At 72.4% G+C, this 21,746-nt stretch carries 17 protein-coding genes; 6 read left to right on the top strand and 11 right to left on the bottom strand.

Going from position 1 to position 21,746, the window contains the following annotated elements:
* Positions 1–12 precede the first annotated feature (12 nt).
* Positions 13–1,053, top strand: coding sequence for a ParB/RepB/Spo0J family partition protein (locus AMK25_RS26835; RefSeq protein ID WP_073831157.1), 1,041 nt, complete (start codon positions 13–15; stop codon positions 1,051–1,053).
* A 1,672-nt stretch (positions 1,054–2,725) separates the two neighbouring features.
* The gene (locus tag AMK25_RS26830) at positions 2,726–3,574 is read left to right on the top strand and encodes a hypothetical protein (RefSeq protein ID WP_073831188.1); all 849 of its coding nucleotides are present in this window, start codon (positions 2,726–2,728) and stop codon (positions 3,572–3,574) included.
* Positions 3,575–3,576: 2 nt separating this feature from the next.
* Here the strand turns inward: AMK25_RS26830 and AMK25_RS26825 are convergent, their stop codons facing one another.
* Together AMK25_RS26825 and AMK25_RS26820 are read right to left on the bottom strand one after the other, a co-directional pair.
* Positions 3,577–4,572 carry a D-alanine--D-alanine ligase family protein gene (locus AMK25_RS26825; RefSeq protein ID WP_073831156.1) on the bottom strand — a complete coding sequence of 332 codons (996 nt, stop codon included), beginning with the start codon at positions 4,570–4,572 and terminating at the stop codon, positions 3,577–3,579.
* A 7-nt stretch (positions 4,573–4,579) separates the two neighbouring features.
* A complete protein-coding gene (locus tag AMK25_RS26820) occupies positions 4,580–5,893 on the bottom strand; it encodes an aminotransferase-like domain-containing protein (protein ID WP_073831155.1) in 1,314 nt (437 codons plus the stop codon).
* Between the two features lie 281 nt (positions 5,894–6,174).
* Here AMK25_RS26820 and AMK25_RS26815 point away from each other — a divergent pair, with 281 nt between their 5' ends.
* The gene (locus AMK25_RS26815; RefSeq protein WP_043327687.1) at positions 6,175–6,840 is read left to right on the top strand and encodes a hypothetical protein; all 666 of its coding nucleotides are present in this window, start codon (positions 6,175–6,177) and stop codon (positions 6,838–6,840) included.
* 28 nt (positions 6,841–6,868) lie between these two features.
* Here AMK25_RS26815 and AMK25_RS26810 read toward each other — a convergent pair whose 3' ends face one another.
* The 7 genes from AMK25_RS26810 to murJ form a co-directional block, all read right to left on the bottom strand.
* On the bottom strand, positions 6,869–8,029 hold the full coding sequence (locus AMK25_RS26810) for an N-acetylmuramoyl-L-alanine amidase (RefSeq protein WP_073831154.1): 1,161 nt from the start codon (positions 8,027–8,029) through the stop codon (positions 6,869–6,871).
* Between the two features lie 164 nt (positions 8,030–8,193).
* Complete coding sequence (gene trxA, locus AMK25_RS26805) at positions 8,194–8,517, bottom strand: thioredoxin (RefSeq protein ID WP_030499495.1); 324 nt, start codon at positions 8,515–8,517, stop codon at positions 8,194–8,196.
* Positions 8,518–8,555: 38 nt separating this feature from the next.
* Positions 8,556–9,509, bottom strand: coding sequence for a thioredoxin-disulfide reductase (gene trxB / locus AMK25_RS26800; RefSeq protein ID WP_073831187.1), 954 nt, complete (start codon positions 9,507–9,509; stop codon positions 8,556–8,558).
* A 176-nt stretch (positions 9,510–9,685) separates the two neighbouring features.
* On the bottom strand, positions 9,686–10,642 hold the full coding sequence (locus AMK25_RS26795) for a hypothetical protein (RefSeq protein ID WP_073831153.1): 957 nt from the start codon (positions 10,640–10,642) through the stop codon (positions 9,686–9,688).
* Positions 10,639–11,373, bottom strand: a complete 735-nt coding sequence (gene sigM, locus AMK25_RS26790; RefSeq protein WP_073831152.1) for an RNA polymerase sigma factor SigM — start codon at positions 11,371–11,373, stop codon at positions 10,639–10,641. Before sigM ends, AMK25_RS26795 begins: the two co-directional genes overlap by 4 nt.
* A 43-nt stretch (positions 11,374–11,416) precedes the next feature.
* Complete coding sequence (locus AMK25_RS26785; protein ID WP_073831151.1) at positions 11,417–13,030, bottom strand: protein kinase family protein; 1,614 nt, start codon at positions 13,028–13,030, stop codon at positions 11,417–11,419.
* 408 nt (positions 13,031–13,438) lie between these two features.
* The gene (gene murJ, locus AMK25_RS26780) at positions 13,439–15,187 is read right to left on the bottom strand and encodes a murein biosynthesis integral membrane protein MurJ (RefSeq protein WP_073831150.1); all 1,749 of its coding nucleotides are present in this window, start codon (positions 15,185–15,187) and stop codon (positions 13,439–13,441) included.
* A 132-nt stretch (positions 15,188–15,319) separates the two neighbouring features.
* Between murJ and AMK25_RS26775 the strand changes: the two genes are divergently transcribed.
* Both AMK25_RS26775 and AMK25_RS26770 read left to right on the top strand, forming a co-directional pair.
* Positions 15,320–16,780, top strand: coding sequence for a CCA tRNA nucleotidyltransferase (locus AMK25_RS26775; RefSeq protein ID WP_073831149.1), 1,461 nt, complete (start codon positions 15,320–15,322; stop codon positions 16,778–16,780).
* A gap of 183 nt (positions 16,781–16,963) precedes the next feature.
* The gene (locus tag AMK25_RS26770; RefSeq protein ID WP_073831148.1) at positions 16,964–19,003 is read left to right on the top strand and encodes a S8 family serine peptidase; all 2,040 of its coding nucleotides are present in this window, start codon (positions 16,964–16,966) and stop codon (positions 19,001–19,003) included.
* A gap of 64 nt (positions 19,004–19,067) precedes the next feature.
* On the opposite strand, the gene AMK25_RS26765 is transcribed toward AMK25_RS26770, so the two are convergent.
* Together AMK25_RS26765 and AMK25_RS26760 are read right to left on the bottom strand one after the other, a co-directional pair.
* Entirely contained in the window at positions 19,068–20,576 is a 1,509-nt protein-coding gene (locus AMK25_RS26765; protein ID WP_073831147.1) for a flotillin family protein, read from the bottom strand.
* A gap of 22 nt (positions 20,577–20,598) precedes the next feature.
* A complete protein-coding gene (locus AMK25_RS26760) occupies positions 20,599–21,141 on the bottom strand; it encodes a hypothetical protein (protein ID WP_073831146.1) in 543 nt (180 codons plus the stop codon).
* 71 nt (positions 21,142–21,212) lie between these two features.
* Between AMK25_RS26760 and AMK25_RS26755 the strand changes: the two genes are divergently transcribed.
* Positions 21,213–21,692, top strand: a complete 480-nt coding sequence (locus AMK25_RS26755; RefSeq protein ID WP_073831145.1) for a methylated-DNA--[protein]-cysteine S-methyltransferase — start codon at positions 21,213–21,215, stop codon at positions 21,690–21,692.
* Positions 21,693–21,746: the final 54 nt, after the last annotated feature.

Below are 21,746 nucleotides of genomic sequence, written 5' to 3'. Positions count from 1 at the left end.
GGGAGGCGTCGCATGAAGAACCGTCCCCGCGGCGGGCTGGGCCGAGGGCTCGGCGCCCTCATCCCCACCGGACCGGTACCGGGTGCCGACCCGGCGGCCATCGAGCCGGAGTCGCCGACGGCGGTGGGCCCCACGTCGGCTCCCGTAGCCGGCGCGACGGCCGCGATCACCGGCGCAGTAGGGAGCGTTCCGCCCTCGGCCGCCGAGCCCGAGTCGCACCTGAGCCCGGTGCCCGGCGCCCGCTTCGCCGAGATACCGGTCGACGCCATCGTGCCGAACCCGAAGCAGCCCCGGCACGTCTTCGACGAGGAGGCGCTGGAGGAGCTGAAGACCTCGATCCAGGAGGTCGGCTTCCTCCAGCCGATCGTGGTCCGCCAGCTCGACGCCGAGAAGTACGAACTCGTCATGGGTGAGCGGCGCTGGCGCGCCGCCCAGGCGGTCGGCCGGGAAACCATTCCCGCGATCGTCCGGGACACCAAGGACGACGCGATGCTCCGGGACGCGCTGCTGGAGAACATCCACCGCGCCAACCTGAACCCGCTGGAAGAGGCGGCGGCCTACCAGCAGCTGCTGGAGGAGTTCGGCGCCACGCACGAGGAGCTGGCCCGGCGGATCGGCCGCAGCCGCCCGCAGATCTCCAACACCATCCGGCTGATGAACCTGCCGGGGGCGGTGCAGCGCCGGGTCGCCGCCGGGGTGCTCTCCGCCGGTCACGCCCGGGCGCTGCTCAGCCTCGACGACGCCGAGGCACAGGAGCAGCTCGCCAAGCGGATCGTCGCCGAAGGCATCTCGGTACGCGGTGCCGAGGAACTCGTGCACCTGGCGCTCGCCGAGGAACCGGCGAAGGCGTCTGCCGCGAAGCGCCGGCCGAAGCCGCACGCCCCGGCGCTCACCGATCTCGCGGACCGGCTCTCGGACCGGTTCGACACCCGCGTGAAGGTCGACATCGGCCGGAGCAAGGGGAAGATCACGATCGAGTTCGCCACCGTTGACGACCTGGAACGGATTGTCGGGCTCATCGGCGTGGGCGAGGAGGAGCGGCCCGAGGCGTAGCCGCGAGGGCTTGTACGGCCGGCCGCACCGCCCGCGAGGGGGTGCGGCCGGTTCGTTTCTCCCGGCCGCTGTTCCCGGGGCGGTCCGGCTCCTGTGATTCGCGCTGCTGTGGCGGATGCGGGACCGTCGTCGGTCTGTCCGCCTTGTTTCACGTGAAACGAGGACGGCGGTGCGGGGCGGGCTGAGGCGGCGGGCGGAACTCAAGGAGTCGGCCGTTCTGCTCCCCGTCGCGGGGCTGGCCTCCGCGATCGAAGGGTGGGCGAGGCACCGGGTGCCGGATGTGCACCCGGGTAGCCCGCCGCGCTCGCGCCTACGAAACTCGGAGGCCGGTGGCCGTAGTGACTGACTGCCGAGGCCGGGTCGGGGTCATGACCCCGCGCCAACTTGTGGGGCCGGCCGTCGACGTCGGGGCTGCGTGTCTCCGTCGAGTTCGGCTGCTTGATGATCGGGCACTGCCGGGTGCCCCGTCTTCCGCTCCATGCTGACAGTGCGCTTCGGCGGGCAGAGGAGTGGGCGCTGTGACGACGTCGGCGTGGGTGACGGCGACAAGGAGGTGTGCCGGCACCCAGCCGATTCAGTTGCCAAGAAGATTGGCGGCTGCACGGCCTCCACGGGGTGAGCGATAGCCGGAAGGGGGCCAGCTGATCCGCGGCGGAGTGGGGAGAGAGCTTGCGCTTGAGAAGACATGCGCCGCCTGGAGCCGGGTGAAGGGTCGAGCCTCGCAGCGATAGGGCATCCCGTTTCACGTGAAACGGGATGGCCCCCGCCCAGCCCTGGAGGGCCTCGGTCCAGTCGATGAATGACGCCTTCGCGTCGAGGCTGGCCCGCGTCGCCGATGCTCCGAGACGAGCCCACCGCCGTCGTTAGATGTGCGCCGTCGCTGCGCGCTAACCGCCCACGCGGAAGTCCCTGAAGCGGTGCTGAAGCTGGGTGGAGCACCATGGGTGTCAAAACGCCTCGGAGGCACCCACGCCGTTCCACTCACGCCCGGTGGGGCAGCGGGTGCCGGCGACCGTGGACCGGGAGCGTCCGTCTAGGGGCCTGCTCCCGGATCTTCCGCCTCCTTGACGGTCACCAACGTCCGCGCCCGTCCCGCGCCGGATGAGGGCTAGCGCCGCGAGTCGCCCCGTTGCACAGCGATCCCACCAACGGCAGGATCCTCGCCGGAGCCCGGAGCCCGGAGCCCGGAGCCCGGAGCCCGGAGCCCGGAGCCCGGAGCCCGGAGCCCGGAGCCCGGAGCCCGGAGCCCGGAGCCCGGAGCCCGGAGCCCGGAGCCGCCAGACCAAGGCGACCAACTGGCTGCCCGGCCCGAGCCACCGGCCCAAGCCGCCGCCAGCATCACCGAAGACCAGCGGTCGCGACCGACCGGGATCGTCCGGGCCGCCGCCGTTTCACGTGGAACCGATCGCAAGAAGCGCGTCCCGAACCCGGTACGGATCGAGCGCCCGGATCGTTGGAAGAGCGGATCCACACGCCCTCCGAGTTATCCACAGCAGTTGTCCACAGGCTCGTCTCGTTTCACGTGAAACAAAGCGCGGAAACCCTTGCTGAGCAGTGGATGACGCACCGTACTGGTGATCTCGGCACCCTGTGGACAACGTGGTGGACAACCTGTGCGCGGGCAGTGGAACGGGTAGGGACAGGCGTCGCCAACTCGGTTAGGGTCAGCGTCGTGCCGGACACCCCTCCCTCAGTTCCAGACTTCACCCAGTGGCCGTCCTTTCCCTTCGAGGGCGATCTCCGCGTCAAGCCGCTCGACGAGCCCGTACCGTTCGAACCTCCCCGCCGTGGCGAGGCGGATCGGGAGTGCACCGCCTGCAACGCGCCCGACGAGGCGTACATCTGGGTCGGTGAGCGGTGGCGGGTCCGCGCCATGGACCGGCCCACCGGGCTGCCGATGGTCCTGATCCTGGAGTCCCGGTCCCACCTGGATCTGGGCGACCTGCCGAATCTGCTCGCCGCCGAGCTGGGCGTGATGACCGTGCGCCTGGAGCGGGCCATCCGGTCGCTCGACGGCGTGGCTCGGGTCCACGTGAACCGTTGGGGCGACGGCTCCGCGCACCTGCACCTGTGGTTCCTCGCCCGGCCGTACGGGCGACTGCAGCTGCGGGGCACGTTCCTGTCGCTGTGGGACTCGATCCTGCCCCCGATCTCCGAGGACAGGTGGCGGGAGAATCTGGCCATGGTGGCCGCATGGCTCGCCGAGTTCGGGGGCCGGCCGCTCGCCGAGCCGCCGCGCATCCAGTGGCAGGCCCCGTCGAGCTTCTCTCCGGCCTCGGCCGTGGACGCCGCTGAGGAGCCCGAGGAGGAGCCCGCATCCGTGATCGAGGCTGCGGATGAGATCCCGGAGTCCGAGGCGGCACAGGACGTCTCAGACCCCTCGGCGGGCCCGTCGGCCGACGACCCGGCGCCGGAGGGCGGACCCGAAGCGTCCGAGGAGCAGGAGGAGACCGAGGGCGCCGCTACCGCGGGCGAGGCCGAGGGCGACGAGCCGCGGGCGGCGCGTACCCGGGAGGGCTGACGTCAGCGACGGCGGGCGGCGGCCCGGGTCACCAGCGTGCCGAGCACCCGGCCGAAGTCCAGCCCGGCCGCCTGGATCGCCAGCGGCAGCAGCGAGGTCTCGGTCATCCCCGGGGAGACGTTGACCTCCAGCACGTGCGGCTGGCCCTCGGCGTCGACGATCAGGTCGACCCGGGACACGTCGCGCAGGCCGAGCGCGGTGTGCGCGGCGAGCGCCACCTCGGTCACCCGGGCGGTCGTCGCGGCGTCGAGCCGGGCGGGCGCGTGCCACGTGGTGCGGCCGGCGGTGTAGCGGGCCGCGTAGTCGTAGACGCCGTTGCGCGGCACGATCTCGACCGGGGGCAGGGCCTGCGGGCCCTTGCCGAGGTCGAGCACGGAGACCGCCACGTCCATCCCGGGCACGTAGCGCTCCACGAGCGCGGTCTGGTCGTACGCGAAACAGCCGACCATGGCGGCCGGCAGCGACGCCGCCTCCCGGACCACGGCGGCGCCCAGTCCGGAGCCGCCCTGCGCCGGCTTGACCATCAGCGGCAGCCCGAGCCGGTCCACGATCCGGTCCAGGACGGCGACCGCCCCCAGTTCGGAGAAGCGGTCGTGCGGCAGCGCCACCCAGTCGGGCGTCGGGATGCCCGCCTCGCGCAGCACCGCCTTGGCGGACGGCTTGTCCCACGCGAGCCGGGAGGACCGGGCGTCGCAGCCGACGTAGGGCACGTCCCAGAGGTCGAGCACGCCGCGCAGTGAGCCGTCCTCGCCGGTGGCGCCGTGCAGGGCGATCACCACCGCGTCCGGCGGGTCGGCGGTCAGGGCGGGCAGCAACGCCACGTCGGCGTCGCGCAGTTCCGCCTGTACGCCGACCGCGCGCAGCGCGTCGAGCACCCGGCGGCCCGATCGCAACGAGACGTCCCGCTCGTAGGAGAGGCCACCGGCGAGCACGAGCACGTGCAGCTCGTCGACGGCGGATCCGGTCACGGGAGGCGGTGCGGCAGGGCTGTCGGACATGCGGGCATCATGCCAAGTCGGGACCGGGCGCGTCCGCGCCGCCCTGGCGACGGCGAGGTCCGGCACCGCCGACCGCGCCGAAGACCTTGCGCATGGCGATCTCCTGCTCCATCACGCCGGCCAGCCGGCGGACGCCCTCGCGGATCCGCTCCGGCGACGGGAAGGAGAAGTTCAGCCGCATGTTCCCGGCGCCGGTGCCGTCGGCGTAGAAGCCGGTACCCGGCACGTAGGCGACGCGGGCGGCCACGGCCCGCGGCATCATCGCCTTGGAGTCGAGCCCGTCGGGCAGCGTCGCCCAGACGAACAGGCCACCGCGCGGTGTGGTCCAGGTGGTGCCCTCGGGCATCAGGTCGGCCATCGCGTCGAGCAGCGCGTCCCGGCGCTCGCGGTAGATCTCGCGGTAGACCTTGAGCTGCTGCCGCCAGGGCATGGTGCCGAGGTACGTCGAGACGGCCGACTGCGCGTACGCGCTCGGGCAGAGGATCTGAGCCTCGCTCGCGATGACCAGCTTGTCGCGGACCGCGTGCGGGGCGAGGATCCAGCCCACCCGCAGGCCCGGCGCGAAGGTCTTGGAGAACGTGCTCAGGTAGAAGACCCCGTCGCGCCGCCGGGCCCGCAGCGGCCTGGGCGCCTCACCCTCGAAACCGAGCTGACCGTACGGGTCGTCCTCCACCACCAGCAGCCCGGCGCGCTCGCAGATGTCGAGCACCCGCTCGCGCCGCTCCTCGCTCAGCGTCACGCCGGCGGGGTTCTGGTAGGTGGGGATGGTGTAGAGGAACTTCACTCGCCGGCCGGCCCGGGCCAGGTCGGCGATGGCCACCTCCAGCGCCTCCGGGATGAGGCCCTCGTCGTCCATCGGCACGTGGGCGACCTGGGCCTGGGCGGCCTGGAACACCCCGAGCGCGCCGACGTACGTCGGGCCCTCGGCGAGCACCACGTCACCCGGGTCCAGGAAGAGCCGGGCCACCAGGTCGAGGGCCTGCTGGCCGCCGACCGTGACGACCACGTCCTCCGGGGAGGCACCGCAGGAGGCGTCGATCCCGGAGAGGGACATCACCTCGCAGATCCGCTCGCGCAGCTCCGGGGTGCCCTGGCCGATGCCGTACTGGAGGGTGGTGGCCCCGTGCTCGGCGCCGAGCCGGCCGAGCATCTCGCCGACCGCGTCCAGTGGCAGCGCCGCGATGTAGGGTGCCCCACCGGCGAGCGAGACGACCTCCGGCCGGCTGGCCACCGCGAAGAGCGCCCGGATCTCCGAGGCGGTCATCCCGCGGACGCGCCGGGCGTACCTGTCGGTGTAGTCGTCGAGCGTCGTGCCGGTCATGACATCACCTCGATCGGGTGTCGGCGGGGCTGCCGCCCGGTGTGGTACCCGCGATGCCGACAGACATTGGCGGCTAGGGCCGGTTGGTCGATCGTAGTCCGTGGTGACGGTAGCGGTACCCGCCGTGTGGACACGTCCACATCCCGGACCGGACGTCCGCCTTCCGGGCAGGGGTTCGCGCGTCCACTCCCGTAGCGCCGGGCGGAAGCGTACGATCGCTCGTCGGGAGCAGGAGGGCGCGGGACACACCGGCGCTCCGAGCCTATTGGTGGGGTGCGCTCATGTCGCGACGTCTGGTCAGCCTGACCCTGGACACGCTGGAGGACCTGCCTCGATCGTGCCGGCGCTGCGTCTACTGGGAGCTGGATCCGGTCTCCGCGGAGCGGGCCTGCGCGGCCGGTGACCCGGGCCTGGAGAAGGAGGCGTGGGTCTCCCAGACGCTGCTGGAGTGGGGCTCCTGCGGCAAGCTCGTCTACGTCGACGGGATGCCGGCCGGGTTCGTCATGTACGCGCCGCCGGCGTACGTCCCGCGCTCGATGGCGTTTCCCACCTCGCCGGTCTCGGCGGACGCGGCGCTGCTGATGACGGCGCACGTGGTGCCCGCCTTCGCCGACGGCGGCCTGGGCCGGATGCTGGTCCAGGGCGTGGCCCGCGACCTGACCAAGCGCGGCATCAAGGCGATCGAGGCGTTCGGCGACGCGAAGTTCGGCGACGACGCGGACGACCCGGCCCGCGCCTGCGTGGCGCCGGCCGACTTCTTCCTGTCGGTGGGCTTCAAGACGGTCCGGCCGCACCCGCGCTACCCGCGCCTGCGGCTGGAGCTGCGTACGGCTCTGAGCTGGAAGTCGGACGTGGAGTACGCGCTGGAGAAGCTGCTCGGCTCGATGAGCCCGGAGACGCTGCTGCGGCCGGTCCGCCCGGCGCCGGCCACCCGTTCGACCAGCTGAGCGGGGGCAGCCGGCCAGCTGAGCGGGCTCAGTCGACGACGGTGCCGGCGGCGAGGACCGCCCGCAGTTCGGTCACGTCGATCGAGCCGGTCGGCACGTCCCGCTCGATCGGCAGGTACATCCGCTGCACCGCGGCGACGATGGCCTCGGCCACCCGGTCCCGGAACCGGGGGTCGACCAGCCGGGCCCGGTCCTCCGGCGAGGTCAGGTAGCCGACCTCGACGCGTACCGCGGGCATCCGGGTGAGCCGGAGCAGTTCCCACGCCTTGGCGTGGGTGTGGCAGTCGCGCAGCCCGGTACGGGCCACGATCTCCCGCTGCACCAGCCCGGCCAGGCGCTCGCCGGTCGCCGACGTGACGCCGTTATCGGTGCCGTAGTGGTAGGTGGCGACGCCTTCGGCGGCCGGGTTGGCGTGGTGGTCGGTGTGCAGCGAGATGAACACGTCGGCGCCGAGGGAGTTGGCGAGCTGGGCCCGGTCGGCGTCGGGCAGGCAGCTCGCGGGCGAGGGTCCCCGGGTCAGCTGCACGCGTACGCCGGCCGCGGCGAGCCGCCCCTCCAGCCGGCTGGCGAGGTCGTGCACGAGGTCCGCCTCGGTCCAGCGCAGCGTGCCGTCGGGCACCACCACGCCCGGGTCGGTGCCCCCGTGCCCCGGGTCGATCACCACGGTCCGCCCGACGAGTTCCGGTCCGGCCTGCCGGATGGCGTCGGACTCGCGCAGCCACTGGGGGCGCCCGCCGACCACCTTGCGGCCGAGGCGGCGCAGCGCGTTGACGGTGTGCGGCCCGCACGACCCGTCCGGTTTCAGCCCCATCTCCCGCTGGAACTGGGCCACCGCGCGGGAGGTGCGGATGCCGTAGATGGCGTCGGCGCGTCCCACGTCGTACCCCATCTCCAGCAAGCGTTCCTGGAGCGAGCGGACGTCCTCGCCGGTGATCGGCTCGGGTACGGCGTGGAAGAGCGCGCGGGCCCCGAACCGCCAGCGGGCCGCGTCCAGCGCCCGCCAGGTCTCGGCGCCGACGCGCCCGTCGACGCTGAGGCCGCGGGACTGCTGGAACGCCCGGACCGCGCGTTCGGTCTCGGCGTCGTAGTCGTCGCCCCCGCTGTCGGCGGGAAGAAGCTCCAGGCCGACGAGCACGGTACGGATCTCGGCCACCGCCGGTCCCTGGTCACCGGGTCGGATCGGATGCACGACGACCCCCTATGCACGGACGTTGGCAGGACCGGAACTCCGACGGACGCTTACGGAGCGTACCGTGACCGGTACCCAGCGGGTTCGTGTTCATGCAGGTCAGGAAAGCCGGAACCCCCGTCACCCGGGCTGGGTGACGGGGGTTCCGGCGCTGTCGGTACGGCTCAGAGCGCCGACTCGATGAGCTTGAGCAACTCGCCCTTCGGCTTGGCGCCGGCGATCGACTGCACGGGCTGGCCGTTCTTGAAGATCGTCAGCGTCGGCACCGACATCACCCGGTAGGCGCGTGCCGTCTCCGGGTTCTCGTCGATGTTGAGCTTGACGATGGTGACCTGGTCCTTCATTTCGCCGGCGATCTCCTCCAGCAGCGGCGAGACCTTGCGGCACGGGCCGCACCACTCCGCCCAGAAGTCGACCAGGACCGGCTTGTCCGACTGCAGCACGTCGCTGACGAAACTCGCGTCAGTGACCGCCTTGGTTGCTCCCACTATGAACTCTCCTCCTCCGAACCTTGCTCGTCGAACTCTCAGCCCTGGATGGTGGCGATGAAGCGCTCGGCGTCCAGCGCGGCGGCGCAGCCGGTGCCGGCCGCCGTGATGGCCTGCCGGTAGGTGTGGTCGACCACGTCACCGGCCGCGAACACGCCCGGCACGCTGGTACGGGTGCTCGGCGCCTCGACCTTCACGTACCCCTCGTCGTCCATCTCCACCTGGCCGCGGAACAGCTCGCTGCGCGGGTCGTGACCGATCGCCACGAAGACGCCGGTGACGTCGAGGACCTTGCTCTCGCCGGTGTGCACGTTGCGTACCCGTACGCCGTTGACCTTGCCGTCGTCGCCGAGGATCTCCTCGACCACGGAGTTCCACTCGACCTTGATCTTCTCGTTGCCCAGCGCCCGGTCCGCCATGATCTTGCTGGCGCGGAACGAGTCGCGGCGGTGGATGATGGTCACCGACTCGGCGAACCGGGTGAGGAAGCTGGCCTCCTCCATCGCCGAGTCGCCGCCGCCGACCACCACGATGTGCTGGTTGCGGAAGAAGAAGCCGTCACAGGTGGCGCAGGACGACACCCCGTGACCGAGGTACTCCTGCTCGCCGGGCACACCGAGCGGCCGCCAGGCGGAGCCGGTGGAGAGGATGACGGCGCGGGCGCGGTACGCGGTCTCGCCCACCCACACGGTGCTCACCGCGTCGGAGCCGATCTCGCCGGTGTCCTTCAGCTCGACGCGGGTCACGTCGTCGGTGAGGAACTCGGCGCCGAAACGCTCGGCCTGCTTGCGCATGTTGTCCATCAGCTCGGGGCCGAGGATGCCGTCCGCGAAACCGGGGAAGTTCTCCACCTCGGTGGTGGTCATCAGCGCGCCACCCGACTGCACGCCCTCGATCACCAGCGGCTTCAGGTTGGCGCGTGCGGCGTAGACCGCAGCCGTGTAGCCGGCCGGACCGGAGCCGATGATGATCAGGTTGCGGACCTCGTCCACTGCCGTCTCCCGATGTGTGTGTTCGTCACCGGCCGCACCGATGTCGATCCCGAGTGCCGACGGCTCAGCGGCGCCGGCGCCTGACTTGCAGAACGTCATCGTACGAAGCGGGGATTCCCGAGCCGGTCATCCGGTGGGTCAGGTCACGTGGCGGGACACGCGTGATGACCGCGTTTTCACCCTACCCGCGTACGGAAGCGCGTGTCCGCGCCGGACCCGGGTACGCCGCACTCCGGCCCGCTCGCCCAGCCCCAGCGGGCACCGCTCGCGTCCGCGAACGTCACCACGAGCGCCGGAGCGCCCTGGTACCGGGCGTAGTCGATCATGTTGACGGTGAGCGGGGTCGCGCCGTGCTCCGCGCCGATCGCGGTGAGGCACGCGGCGAGCGTCTCCGGCCGGGCCAGCCTGTCCAGTTCGAGCGCGCTGACGCGGTACTTGTCGCTGGACAGGGGCCTCTCCGGGCCGTTCTCCCGCCCCGCGCCGGACGGACCGGCCATGTCCTGCGGCATCGACTTCGCCCCGTTGGGCACCCGGTCGGCGGCGAGGCGTTCCGGCGTCCAGTCGGTGCCGCTGCGCAGGGCCGGTCCGGTGGTCCGGTACGGCGCGGCGGCCATCGGCGCCGCCTCCCCGGCCGCCCGGTCGGCCGTACCGCCGTCGCCCGGGTCGGCCAGCCGGCCGACGCCGAGCCCGACCGCCGCGACCGAGGCCGCGGCCAGGGCCACCGGGCCGGCGATCCGGGCCCAGCGCCGGGAACGACGACCGGGGCCGCTGTGCCGTTCGGGACGCGACGCGGTGCCGGGCGGGCGGGACGCGCCACCGGCCTGAGCCGGTACGACGGGCGTACCGTCGCGCAGCGCGGCCGGACCGGGCGCGGGCCCGGCCCCGGCGAGCGCCGCCGTGATCCGGTCGGCCACCGCCACGGGCATCTCCGGCGCGGGCGCCGCCGCCCAGCCGGCCAGGTCGGTGTGCACCAGGTCGAGGGCCTCGGCGAGATCGTCGTACGCGACCCGCCACGCCGGGTCCTGCTCGACCAGCCGGGCCACTGCCGCCTGCTCGGGGGTGCCGTCCAGCGCCCCGCCGAGGTAGTCGGCGAGCAGGTCGTGGTCGACCTCGCTGAACTCCCGGGAAGTCACGGCTCCTCCTGGCTGACGGCCTGACGGGACGCTCCCGACGAGGATCCGACGCCCTCGGGGCCCCGTCGGTTCCCGGAGGTGACCCGCGGCACGTCGGCCGCGGGGGAGTCGGAGCCGGTCCGCAGGTGCCCGAGCAGGACGGCGAGCCGCGCCCGGCCCCGGGCGCACCGGCTCTTCACAGTCCCCTCGGCGACGCCGAGCATCAGTGCCACCTCGGCCACCGGATAGCCCTGGACGTCCACCAGGACCAGCGCGGCCCGCTGTTCCGCCGGCAACGCCGCGAGGGCCTGCCGGACCACGAGCGCGGTGTCGTGGTCGCGGGACGGCGCGGCCGGTTCCCGCCCGCCGGTGTGCCGGCCCGGTTCGCCGTCCGTGTGCACCCCGTCCGGCAGCGGGACGGTGGCGTGGGTCTGCCGCCGCCGGATCCGGTCCAGGCAGGCGTTCACCACGATCCGGTGCAGCCAGGTGGTGACCGCCGAGTCGCCCCGGAACCGGGCGGCGGCGCGGTGGGCGGAGAGCATGGCGTCCTGGAGTGCGTCGGCGGCGTCCTCACGGTCGCCGATCGTGCGCAGCGCGACCGCCCAGAGCCGGTCCCGGTGCCGCTGGAACAGGTCCGTGAACGCGTCCCGGTCGCCTTCCACGTGTGCCCGGAGCAGGTCCAGGTCGGAGCGGCCGGGCTGCGGGCCGACGCCGGTCGCCGCGTCCGGGGTACGCCCGCCGCGATCCGCCATCACCACATCCGGCGGAGGTGGCGCGGCGGGTGCGGCCGACGGGTCACGAGCCCTGGACCACGATCTCCTGGACGCCGAGCTTCCAGGTGGTGCCGTTGTCCTTCACCGGCAGCTTGGTGATCCAGAAGAGGAGGTACTGATACTTGTCCCCCTCCTGGAAGCCGTCGAAGATCATCTTCGTGCCGCCGTTCTCGTTCGGCGTCCCGATCACCGTCGAGTAGGCGTTCACCAGCTGCTTGTCACCGGCGGAGCTGGACGGGAAGTCGCCGCGGGCGCCGGCGCGCAGCTCGACAGTGGCGCCGGTGGCCGACAGCGTCGCCTCCAGCTGCTTGATCGTGTGCGGGGCACCCAGGTCGATCCAGACGCCCATGCCCTTCTTGATGCCGCCGAACTTGGCGTTCGTCCGGTAAGTGTTGGTCTCCCAGCCCTCGTCGTCGTCGCCGTCGATGACCTTCTCGGCGTTGCGCACCTCCGCGCGGTCGCCGTCCGGGTCGATGATCCGTACGTCCTGGATGGTCAGCTTGCGGACCTGCGCGACGGGCTCGTCGCCACCACCGGGGCTGGCCGGGGCGCTGTTCGACGGCTGGGCGACCGGCTCCTTGTCGCCGTCGTCGCCGCCACCGAGCGCGTTGATGCCGATGAGCAGCCCGACCAGGGCCACAGCCAGCATGCCGGCGATGCCAATGGCGACCTTGCGCCCGCCGGCCGCGGCCAGCGGCGAGGGCTCCTCGCCGGGCTCGGCGGTGAAACGCAGCGGCCCGGCCTGCTCCAGGAACTGCTCGTCGGCCGGAATGTCGAGCCGGCTCAGCTCGGCGGCCAGCACGTCCGACGCCGGCGGGTCGATCTCCTGGTCGAGCAGGTCCATGGTCAGGTCGTCGAGGTACGCCGGAACCCCGGCACGTACCTGCCGGGGCGCGGCGATGGCGCCGGCGGCGTCCCGGACCGCGTCCGGCAGGGCGGCGCGGCCGTGCCCGGCGGTGGCGCCGTGCAGCGGGGCCTCGCCGTGCGGCCAGTGCCCGGTCAGCGCGAAGTAGAGCACCCCGCCGACCGCACGCAGGTCGTTCTGCTGGCTGTCCGCCCCGTCGGTACGCGCGTCGGCAAGGACCACCCGGCCGTCGTCGCTGATCATCACGGTGCCGGGGTGCACGTTGCCGTGCACCATGCCGGTGGCGTGCACGGCGGCGAGGGCGCTCGCGACGGCGTTGCCGATCGCCGTGGCCCGGGCCGGGTCGAACGGCCCGTCGGCGGCGACCAGCTCGCGCAGCGACTGCCCGTCGACCCACTCGCGGACCACGTAGGCACGGTCGTCCTCGTCGATCGCGTCGTAGACGCCGACCAGGTTGGGGTGGATGACGCGGCTCGCGGCGACCGCGGCCTGAAGCATCTCGGTGGCGGAGTCGCCACCCGGGTAGCGGAGGACCACCGCGACGGGACGGCGGAGCACCACGTCGACGCCGCGCCAGACCAGCCGGCCGGCGCTGTCGTTGTTGATGTGCTCGACCAGCTCGTACCGCTCGGCGAGCAGCTCACCGACAGTGGGAGCACCGAAGGTCACGACCGCAGGAGAGGTCTCCTCCGCTTCCTGACCCTCGCCGACCTGGGTCACCCGTCCTCCCTCGGTGATCGTGTCGATCGATGGACCCGTGCTGCTGGGCATGTGGCTTCCCGCTCTGCCTTCGGTGGAACGGCCGGCCGGCTCGACACCCGTGTCGACCGGTCGTACCCGTCGAGAGCGACCTTACCCGGGATGCCCGGTTCTCCGACATGTCATCTTCCCGCTGTGACCGGCCGGAAGGCCAGACAACCACGGGCCCCGGCCGGGCCGCCCGCCCACCCGGCGGGCGAGCCGGACACGCACCGCCAATCTAAAGGTTGACGGCAAGGAGGCGGCACAGGGGCGTACCGGTGTGCCGCCCGGGTGGTTTCCCCGCTCCGGCCTGCGCTCCCTCGTCCGTACGGTTGGTTGTCCACAGGCCGAGAGGCCCAGTGGACGGGGGAATTCCAAGTTATCCACAGCCGTATCCCCAGGCTGGTGATCCTCGTTCACCGTCGGTCACCGAGGGGGTCAACGCCCGAGGCGCCGCCGGACCATCCCGACCACCTCGGTGATCTCACCGATCCGCAGCACCATGGCGAGCCCGAGGTAGGTCGCGCCGATCGCCGCGCCGCCGATCACCAGCTGGACCGCGGCGGCGAGCCAGCTCAGGCTCGCCGGGTCGCCGGGGAGCACCGAGACCACCAGCAGGCCGACCAGCGCGGCGCCGAGCGCCGCCACGACCACCCGGCCAAGGGTCCGCATGATCCCGCCCAGCCCGATCCGGCCCACCCGGGGTCGCAGCAGCATCGCCGAGATGATCGCCGCCGCCAGGTACGACACGGCGTTGCCGAGCATCATCCCGGCCGCCGCGAACGTGTTCGAGAAGATCAGGAACAGGCCCACCTGGAGCAGGACACGCAGCGCCACCACCGGAATGTTGATCAGAGCCGGGGTACGGGTGTCCGGCAGCGCGTAGAACGCGAAGGTGAACAGCTGGCTGACCGCGAACGGCACCAGGCCGAGCGCCGCCACCAGCAACACCGTCGAGGTGGCCACCGCGTTGTCGCCGGTGAACGCGCCGTACCGGAACACCACCACCGAGATCGGGGCGGCCAGCACCGCGTAGCAGACCGCGATGGGCGCGAGCACCGCCGTGACCATCCGGGTGCCCCGGGACAGGTCGGCGGTGACGTCGTGGAACCGGTTCTCGGCCGCGGCCGCGCTCATCCGGGGCATCAGCGCGGTGATGATCGAGACCGCGATGATGCCGTGCGCCATCATCAGCAGCAGGAAGACGTTGTTGTAGATCAGCAGGCCGGCGTTCTGGCCGTCGCCGCCGGTGGCCCGGTTGAGCAGGTTGACCACCACGAACAGGCCGAGCTGGTTGACCGCGACGTAGCAGAACATCCAGGCGCCGAGCCGGGCCAGCTCGCGCAGCCCCAGCTCGCGGAAGTCGAACCGCGGCTTCCACCGGAAGCCGACCTTGCGCAGCGCGGGCAGCAGGCCGATCGCCTGCACCGCCACGCCCAGCAGCGTGCCGCCGCCGACCAGCAGGATCCGGTCCCAGCCCACCTCGCCGGGCGGCAGCGCCTTCGCGCTGTAGACGACGATGTACAGGCCGAACGTGCCGATGGACACGATGTTGTTGAGGATCGGCGCCCACATCGGGGCGGCGAAGTGCCCCCTGGTGTTCAGCACCGCGGCGATCAACGCGCTGATGCCGGTGAAGAACAGCATCGGCAGCATCAGGTAGGACAGCCGGGTGACGAGCGTGGTGTACGCCGGGTCGTCGCTGCCGGCCGCGTACAGGGCCGTGAGCACCGGGGCCAGCACCACAGCGATCAGCGCGGTCGCGGCCAGGGCCAGCACGGCGAGGGTGAGCAGGCGCTGGGCGTACGCCTCGCCCCGGTCCGCGTCGATCTTGCGACGGCGGACCAGCACCGGCACCAGGACGCTCGTCAGCACGCCGCCGAGCAGGAACTCGTACACCTGGTTGGGCAGGAACTGGGCGGTGGTGAACGCGTCGCCGACCATGGTGCCGAGCGCGGCGCCGATCATCAGGTTGCGGATGAAGCCCGTACCCCGGCTGACCAGGCTGCCGACGGCCATCACCGCGCTGTTCGCCGCGGCGCTGGTCTCGGCGACCACCTCCTGCGGGGGCGCGACGGCCTCGACGGCCGGCTGGTTCAGCGGCTCGGCGGAGATGAAGGTCGCGCCGTCGTCCGGCGGCAGGCCGCCGCCGTGCGCGTTCGCGCTGCGGTAGAGCCCGCCGCTCATCTGCCAGCCTCCAAGGGGTACGTCGCAACCGGGTCCGGCCGGCCCCGCCCAACCGGAACCTTAGTCAACCTCCGCCCGTTACCCGCGCCCGGCGCGGTCGATCCACCCCCGGCCCGATAGGCTGGCGATCCCATGTCCGAAGCCTCCGCCTCCCACGCCGCCGACAGCCGCGAGCTGACCGCCGCGCAGCGCAACGCCGTCGCCGAACTGCTCCGAGTCTCACCGGTCGCCGACGAGCTGGGCCGGCGCTTCGCCCAGGCCGGTCACGAACTGCACCTGGTGGGCGGATCCGTCCGCGACGCGCTGCTCGGCCGGCTCGGCAACGACCTCGACTTCTGCACCGACGCCCACCCGGACGAGACCGTCAAGGTGATCCGTGGCTGGGCGGAGTCGATCTGGGAGACCGGACGCGAGTTCGGCACCATCGCCTGCCAGCGCGACGGCCTCAACCTGGAGATCACCACCTTCCGGGCCGAGGTCTACGACCAGGTCAGCCGCAACCCGGTGGTGCAGTACGGCACCAGCCTGACCGAAGACCTGAAGCGCCGCGACTTCACAGTCAACGCGATGGCGGTCAGCCTGCCCGATCACCGGTTCACCGACCCGTACGGCGGGCTGGCCGACCTGGCTGCCAAGATCATTCGTACGCCCGGCACGCCGCAGGAGTCGTTCCGCGACGACCCCCTGCGGATGCTGCGCGCGGCCCGGTTCGCCGCCCAGCTCCGCTTCGCCGTCCACCCGGACGTCCGCGAGGCGATGACCGGGATGGCCGGCGACCTGGACCGGATCACCGCCGAGCGGATCCGGGACGAGTTCACCAAGCTGCTCTGCGGCGCCGACCCGATCACCGGGCTGCGGCTGCTCGTCGACACCGGCCTGGCCGAGCGCTTCCTGCCGGAGCTGACCGGCCTGAAGCTCACCATCGACGAGCACGCCCAGCACAAGGACGTCTACGAGCACACGCTCACGGTGGTCAGCAACGCCATGGCGCTGGAGTCCGACGGCTGCGACTTCGTGCTGCGGATGGCCGCGCTCATGCACGACATCGGCAAGCCGGCCACCAAGGCGGTCGGCGCGGACGGCCGGGTCAGTTTCCACCACCACGAGGTGGTCGGGGCCCGGCTGACCAAGGCCCGGATGAAGGCGATGCGCTACTCCAAGGAGATCACCTCCCAGGTGGTCAAGCTGGTCGGCCTGCACCTGCGCTTCTACGGGTACGGCCGGGGCGAGTGGACCGACTCGGCGGTGCGCCGGTACGTCACCGACGCCGGTGACCTGCTGTCCCGCCTGCACAAGCTGACCCGTTCCGACTGCACCACCCGCAACCGGCGCAAGGCCGCGCAGCTCGCGGCCGACTACGACGCGCTGGAGGAGCGGATCGCCCGGATCGCCGCCGAGGAGGACCTGGCCCGGGTGCGGCCCGACCTGGACGGCAACGCGATCATGGAGTTGCTCGGCGTACCGCCGGGGCCGGTGGTCGGCCGTGCCTGGCAGCACCTCAAGGAGCTGCGCCTGGAGCGCGGGCCGCTGGACCGCGACGAGGCCGAGGCGGAGCTGCTGCGCTGGGCCCGCGACGAGGGCATCACCGGCTGATCTCCCCCGGCGGGAGGCTCCACGACGATACGGCGGCGTGTCGACCGAAAGGTTGACGCGTGTCGGTCGATGTCTCGCGCATGATGATGGTCATCATCAGCCGCCCGGATCGACGGGTACGGCTGTCCTGATCACATCCGCCCGTCCCCAAGGGACGGCCGCTGGACACGGGGAGAACATTCAGTGTCACGTCATGGCGCGCTGCGCCGCTCCGCGCTGGTGGGGTTGGCCCTCACCTCCGCGACCTCCATCATCTGCGCCGCCACCGGCGGCGCCGCCTCGGCCGACCCGGCCGAACCGAAGCGTGCCCCGGTCCGGGGCGCCGACACCGCCGCTGCGGTACCCGGCCGCTACATCGTCGTCCTCAAGGACGGCAAGGCCGGCCCTGCCAAGGTGAAGTCCACCGCGTCGGCCCTCGCCGGCGAGCACGGCGGCTCCGTGCGGCGGGTGTTCGGCAAGGCGCTGTCCGGCTACTCCGCCGCCATGGACCGCCGGCAGGCGGAGCGCGTCGCCGCTGACCCGGACGTCGCCTACGTGCAGCAGGTCCAGCGCTACCAGGCCACCGGCACCCAGACCACCCCGCCGTGGGGGCTGGACCGGATCGACCAGTCCCGGACGAAGACCGACGGGAAGTACACCTACCCGGCGACCGGCGCCGGAGTGACCGCCTACGTCATCGACACCGGCATCGACATCGACCACGAGGACTTCGGCGGCCGGGCCAGCAACGGCTACGACGCGGTGGAGTCCGACGACGTGGCGCAGGACTGCGACGGGCACGGCACGCACGTGGCCGGCACGATCGGCGGCACGAAGTACGGGGTCGCCAAGGACGTCGCGCTCGTCGCCGTGCGGGTGCTCGACTGCGACGGCGGCGGCAGCAGCGAGCAGGTGCTCGCCGGCATCGACTGGGTCACCTCGCACGCCACCGGGCCGTCGGTGGCCAACATGAGCCTCGGCTTCGAGGGCGTCGACCAGGCGGTGAACGACGCGGTCGCCCGCTCCATCGCCTCCGGCATCACCTACGCCGTCGCGGCCGGCAACAGCATGCAGGATGCCTGCGGCGCCTCCCCGGCAGGTGTGCCGGCGGCCATCACCGTCGGCGCCACCGACCAGATCGACTTCCGGGCCTGGTTCTCCAACTACGGCACCTGCCTGGACACCTTCGCGCCGGGCACCGGCATCGTCTCGGCCAAGGCCGGCAGCGCCACCGGCACGGAAACGATGAACGGCACGTCGATGGCCTCCCCGCACGTCGCGGGCGCCGCGGCGCTGGCGCTGGAGGCGCACCCGGGCTGGACCCCGCAGCAGGTGCGCGACTCCGTGGTGAGCACGAGCGTCAGCGGCGCGGTGCACGACACCATGGGCTCGCCCGACCGGCTGCTGCACGTCGGCGACGCGGTGGTGGCGCGCGAGTCGTACGGCCTCAAGGCCCGCGGTAACGGCCTGTACGTGACGGCGGAGAGCGGCGGCAACCGTCCGCTGATCGCGCGGGGCACCGAGGTCGGCGCCTGGGAGCGGTACGACGTGGTGGACGCCGGCAACGGCTACTACGGCCTGCGTGCGGTGACGAACAACCTGTTCGTCACCGCCGAGAGCGGCGGCAACCGGCCGCTGATCGCGCGGTCCGCCGCGATCGGCGACTGGGAGAAGTTCCAGATCGTCACGAACACCGACGGCTCGGTCAGCCTGAAGGCCGTGACCAACGGCAAGTACGTCACCGCCTCGAACACCACCAACCCGCTGATCGCCAGCAAGACCACCATCGGCGCGGCGGAGAAGTTCGACTTCGACGCGGCGCCCTCGGTGGTCGCCATCAAGGCGGTGGCCAACGGCAACTACGTGACCACCGAGAGCGGCGGCACCCGGCCGCTGATCGCCCGGTCCGCGACCGTCGGGGCCTGGGAGAGGTACGAGGTCGTCAGCGTGGGCGACGGGTTCTTCGCCCTGCGCGCGCTGGCCAACAACCAGTTCGTCACGGCGGACGCCGGTGGCAACCGGGCGCTGATCGCCAAGGCCACCGTGATCGACGCCTGGGAGGTCTTCGACTTCCTCGACTACAACGCCGACGGCTCGGTCTACCTGCGGGCCAACGCCAACGGCAAGGCGGTCACCGCCGGCGCGACCGGGGGCAGCCAGCTCATCGCCAGCCGCGTCATCGACTGGGACAGCGAGACCCTGGGCCTGAGCACCGGCGAGAAGTTCGTCTTCACCGCGCTCTGACCCGCCACACCGAAACGGCGCCCGCCGGCTCCCCGAGGGGAGACCCGGCGGGCGCCGTCGTTCGTCACGCGCTGACGGTGCTGCCGTCCACCGTGTTCTTGCCGTTGTTCTGCGCGCTGCTGCCCAGCCGCGCCAGCAGCCCGGCCAGGTCGATGCCGGTGAGGTCGCTGCCGAGCTGGAGACCCTGCGCGACGTTCCCGGCCACCGACTTGGTCAGCGACGACGCGCCGTCGGTGGAGATCACCGTCATCTTGTCGATCGCGCCGATCGGGGCGCTGGCCGCGCCGACCACCTCGGGCAGCACCTTGACCAGCAGGTCCAGGACGGCCGCCTCGCCGTACGCGGCGAACGCCTCGGCCTTGCGGGCCATCGCGTCGGCCTCGGCCTGACCCTTTGCCAGGATGGCCGCGGCCTCGGCCTGGCCCTCCCGCTCGACCGCCTCGGCGATCGCGGAACGCCGACGCTGCTCCGCCTCGCCCTCCTTGGCGCCCTCGATCGCGTTCGCCTCGGCCAGCGCGGCCCGGCGGGCCCGCTCGCCCTCACCGGTGAGGCGGGCCTGCTCGGCGGCGGCCTGCGCGGCGGCGATCGTCGCCTGCCGCTGCGCGTCGGCGTTGAGCACCGCCGCGTTGCGGTTCGCCTCGGCTTCCTGCTCCACCTTGTACCGGGCCGCGTCGGCCGGCTTGCGCACCTCGGTGTCGAGCTGGCGCTGCTTCAGCTCGGCGTTGCGCTCGGCCACCTTCTGCTGCTCGGAGAGGATCGCCTGGTCCCGCTCGGCCTGGGCGAGCGGCCCGGCCGCCGCCGACTTCGCCTTGGCCGCGTCGATCTCGGCCTGGATGCCGGCCTGCTTGAGCGCCAGGTTCCGGTTCGCCTCGGCGATCGCCTCCTCGGCGAGCAGCCGCTCCTGCTCGGCCTGCTGGCGGGCCCGCGCCTCGGCGATGGCCGCGTCCTTGAGCACCCGGGCCGCCTCCGGGCGGCCCAGGTCCTGCAGGTAGGAGCCCTCGGCCAGGATGTCCTGGAGCTGGAACGTGTCCAGCACCAGGCCCTGGTTGGTCATCGAGTGCTCGGCCTCCTCGGCGACCGCGCTGGCGAACGCCGCCCGGTCCCGGATGATCTCCTCGACGGTGAGCCGCCCGACGATCGAGCGGAGCGCGCCGGCGAGCACCTCGCGGGTGAAGTTGTCGATCTCCTCCTGCTGGTTGAGGAAGCGCTGGGCGGCGGCGCGGATCGCGTCCTCGGTGCCGCCGACCTTGACGATCGCGACGCCGTGCAGCTCGGTGCGGATGCCCTGCTTGCTCACCGCGCCCCGGATGCTGACGTCGATCCGGCGGCTGGACAGGTCGAGCGACTGGAGCTTCTGCACCACCGGCAGGACAAACACCGAGGCGCCGAGCACGACCTTCTGCCCGGACATGTCGGTGGAGCGGGCTCCGTCGGCGGTCTGGGTGGTGCGGCCCTTGCGGCCGGTGACGATGAACGCCTGGTTCGGCCCGGCCACCTTGATCCGGGACAGCACGAACAGGACGAGGACGACGGCGAGGAGAACCGCGCCGCCGATGGCGACGAGCAGGGGCATGGGCATTCCCGTCTGTTGGGTGTCAGTAGGTTTCGACGTGCACGCTGGTCTCGCTCAGTGCTTCGACCACGAAGATCCGGGCGCCGACCGGGAGCGGCCCGTCGGCGCGGGCGTTGAGCTTCACCGGCTGGCCCGCGAGGCGTACCCGCACCTCGCCGTAGCCGCCGCTGGGGATCGGCGTCACCACCAGGCCGATCGCGCCGGCCAGGTGGTCGCGGGTGGGGGTGGCGTCGGTGCGCATGTTGCGGGCCGCGCGGCTCAGCCGGGCCGCCAGCCAGCCGGTGGGCACGGCGGCGAGCGCGCCGCCGGCCACCGCCGCCGCGATCATTCCGGGGGTACGCCCCCCGAGCAGCTCGTTGACGATCGCGCCGCCGAAGCCGAACGCGCCGGTGAACCCGGCGGCGGCCTCCAGCGACACCGGCCCGTCGACATCCGGCTGGCCGAGGTGGAGCACTCCCGAGCCGAGCAGGGCGAGCGTCAGCACGCCCACACCGACCCCGCCGATGATCAGGAAGATGAGCGTCCCGGTGGCCATGACCTGCACGGTATCGACGCCGTGCAACATCCACTTCGCTCAGCGGTCGTCCAGTCCGCCCTCAGAGAGAGAATGTCGGCGGGCGCGCGACAATGGGGGGCATGCGCTGGACTGTGCTCGCCTCGCCGATCGGGGAGTTCTCCGTCGGCACCGACGACGACGCGGTGCGCGGCGCGCACTTCGGCCGGGTGGACGGGGCGGCCGACGAGCCGGGCGACGAGGTGGCGCGGCTGGCGGTGGCGGAGCTGCGGGCGTACTTCGCCGGTGAGCTGACCGAGTTCACAGTGCCGGTGTCGGCCCCGCGCGGCTCGGAGTTCGAACGCGCGGTCTGGCGGGAGATGACCCGCATCCCGTACGGGGAGACGACTACCTACGGCGAGGTGGCGAAGGCGGTCGGCGACCCGGGCGGCGCGCGGGCGGTCGGGGTGGCCTGCAACCGCAATCCGGTGCCGGTGATCGTGCCCTGTCACCGGATCGTCGGCGCGGGCGGCAAGCTGGTCGGCTTCGGCGGCGGGCTGCCGCGCAAGGTGACGCTGCTGGAGCTGGAGGCATCAGTGGCGCTGCGGCGCGCCTGGTCCTGACGTACGCGAAGAAGGAAGGCCGGGTCCGTGCGGACCCGGCCTTCCTTACTGCTG

Source organism: Micromonospora sp. TSRI0369 (assembly GCF_001905625.1).
In the GTDB taxonomy this organism is placed as follows: Bacteria; Actinomycetota; Actinomycetes; order Mycobacteriales; family Micromonosporaceae; genus Micromonospora; species Micromonospora echinospora_A.
Note: the sequence above shows the minus strand (reverse complement) of the source record. Positions and strands in the feature narration are given on the sequence as shown.

What these genes read in the sequence shown, in the direction of transcription:
- AMK25_RS26775 (WP_073831149.1), top strand. Translation starts at nt 15,320, where the DNA reads ATGTCCGAAGCCTCCGCCTCCCACGCCGCCGACAGCCGCGAGCTGACC.
- AMK25_RS26815 (WP_043327687.1), top strand. Translation starts at nt 6,175, where the DNA reads ATGTCGCGACGTCTGGTCAGCCTGACCCTGGACACGCTGGAGGACCTG.
- AMK25_RS26825 (WP_073831156.1), bottom strand. Translation starts at nt 4,572, where the DNA reads ATGTCCGACAGCCCTGCCGCACCGCCTCCCGTGACCGGATCCGCCGTC.
- murJ (WP_073831150.1), bottom strand. Translation starts at nt 15,187, where the DNA reads ATGAGCGGCGGGCTCTACCGCAGCGCGAACGCGCACGGCGGCGGCCTG.
- AMK25_RS26820 (WP_073831155.1), bottom strand. Translation starts at nt 5,893, where the DNA reads ATGACCGGCACGACGCTCGACGACTACACCGACAGGTACGCCCGGCGC.
- AMK25_RS26760 (WP_073831146.1), bottom strand. Translation starts at nt 21,141, where the DNA reads ATGTTGCACGGCGTCGATACCGTGCAGGTCATGGCCACCGGGACGCTC.
- sigM (WP_073831152.1), bottom strand. Translation starts at nt 11,373, where the DNA reads ATGGCGGATCGCGGCGGGCGTACCCCGGACGCGGCGACCGGCGTCGGC.
- AMK25_RS26835 (WP_073831157.1), top strand. Translation starts at nt 13, where the DNA reads ATGAAGAACCGTCCCCGCGGCGGGCTGGGCCGAGGGCTCGGCGCCCTC.
- AMK25_RS26785 (WP_073831151.1), bottom strand. Translation starts at nt 13,030, where the DNA reads ATGCCCAGCAGCACGGGTCCATCGATCGACACGATCACCGAGGGAGGA.
- AMK25_RS26755 (WP_073831145.1), top strand. Translation starts at nt 21,213, where the DNA reads ATGCGCTGGACTGTGCTCGCCTCGCCGATCGGGGAGTTCTCCGTCGGC.
- AMK25_RS26765 (WP_073831147.1), bottom strand. Translation starts at nt 20,576, where the DNA reads ATGCCCCTGCTCGTCGCCATCGGCGGCGCGGTTCTCCTCGCCGTCGTC.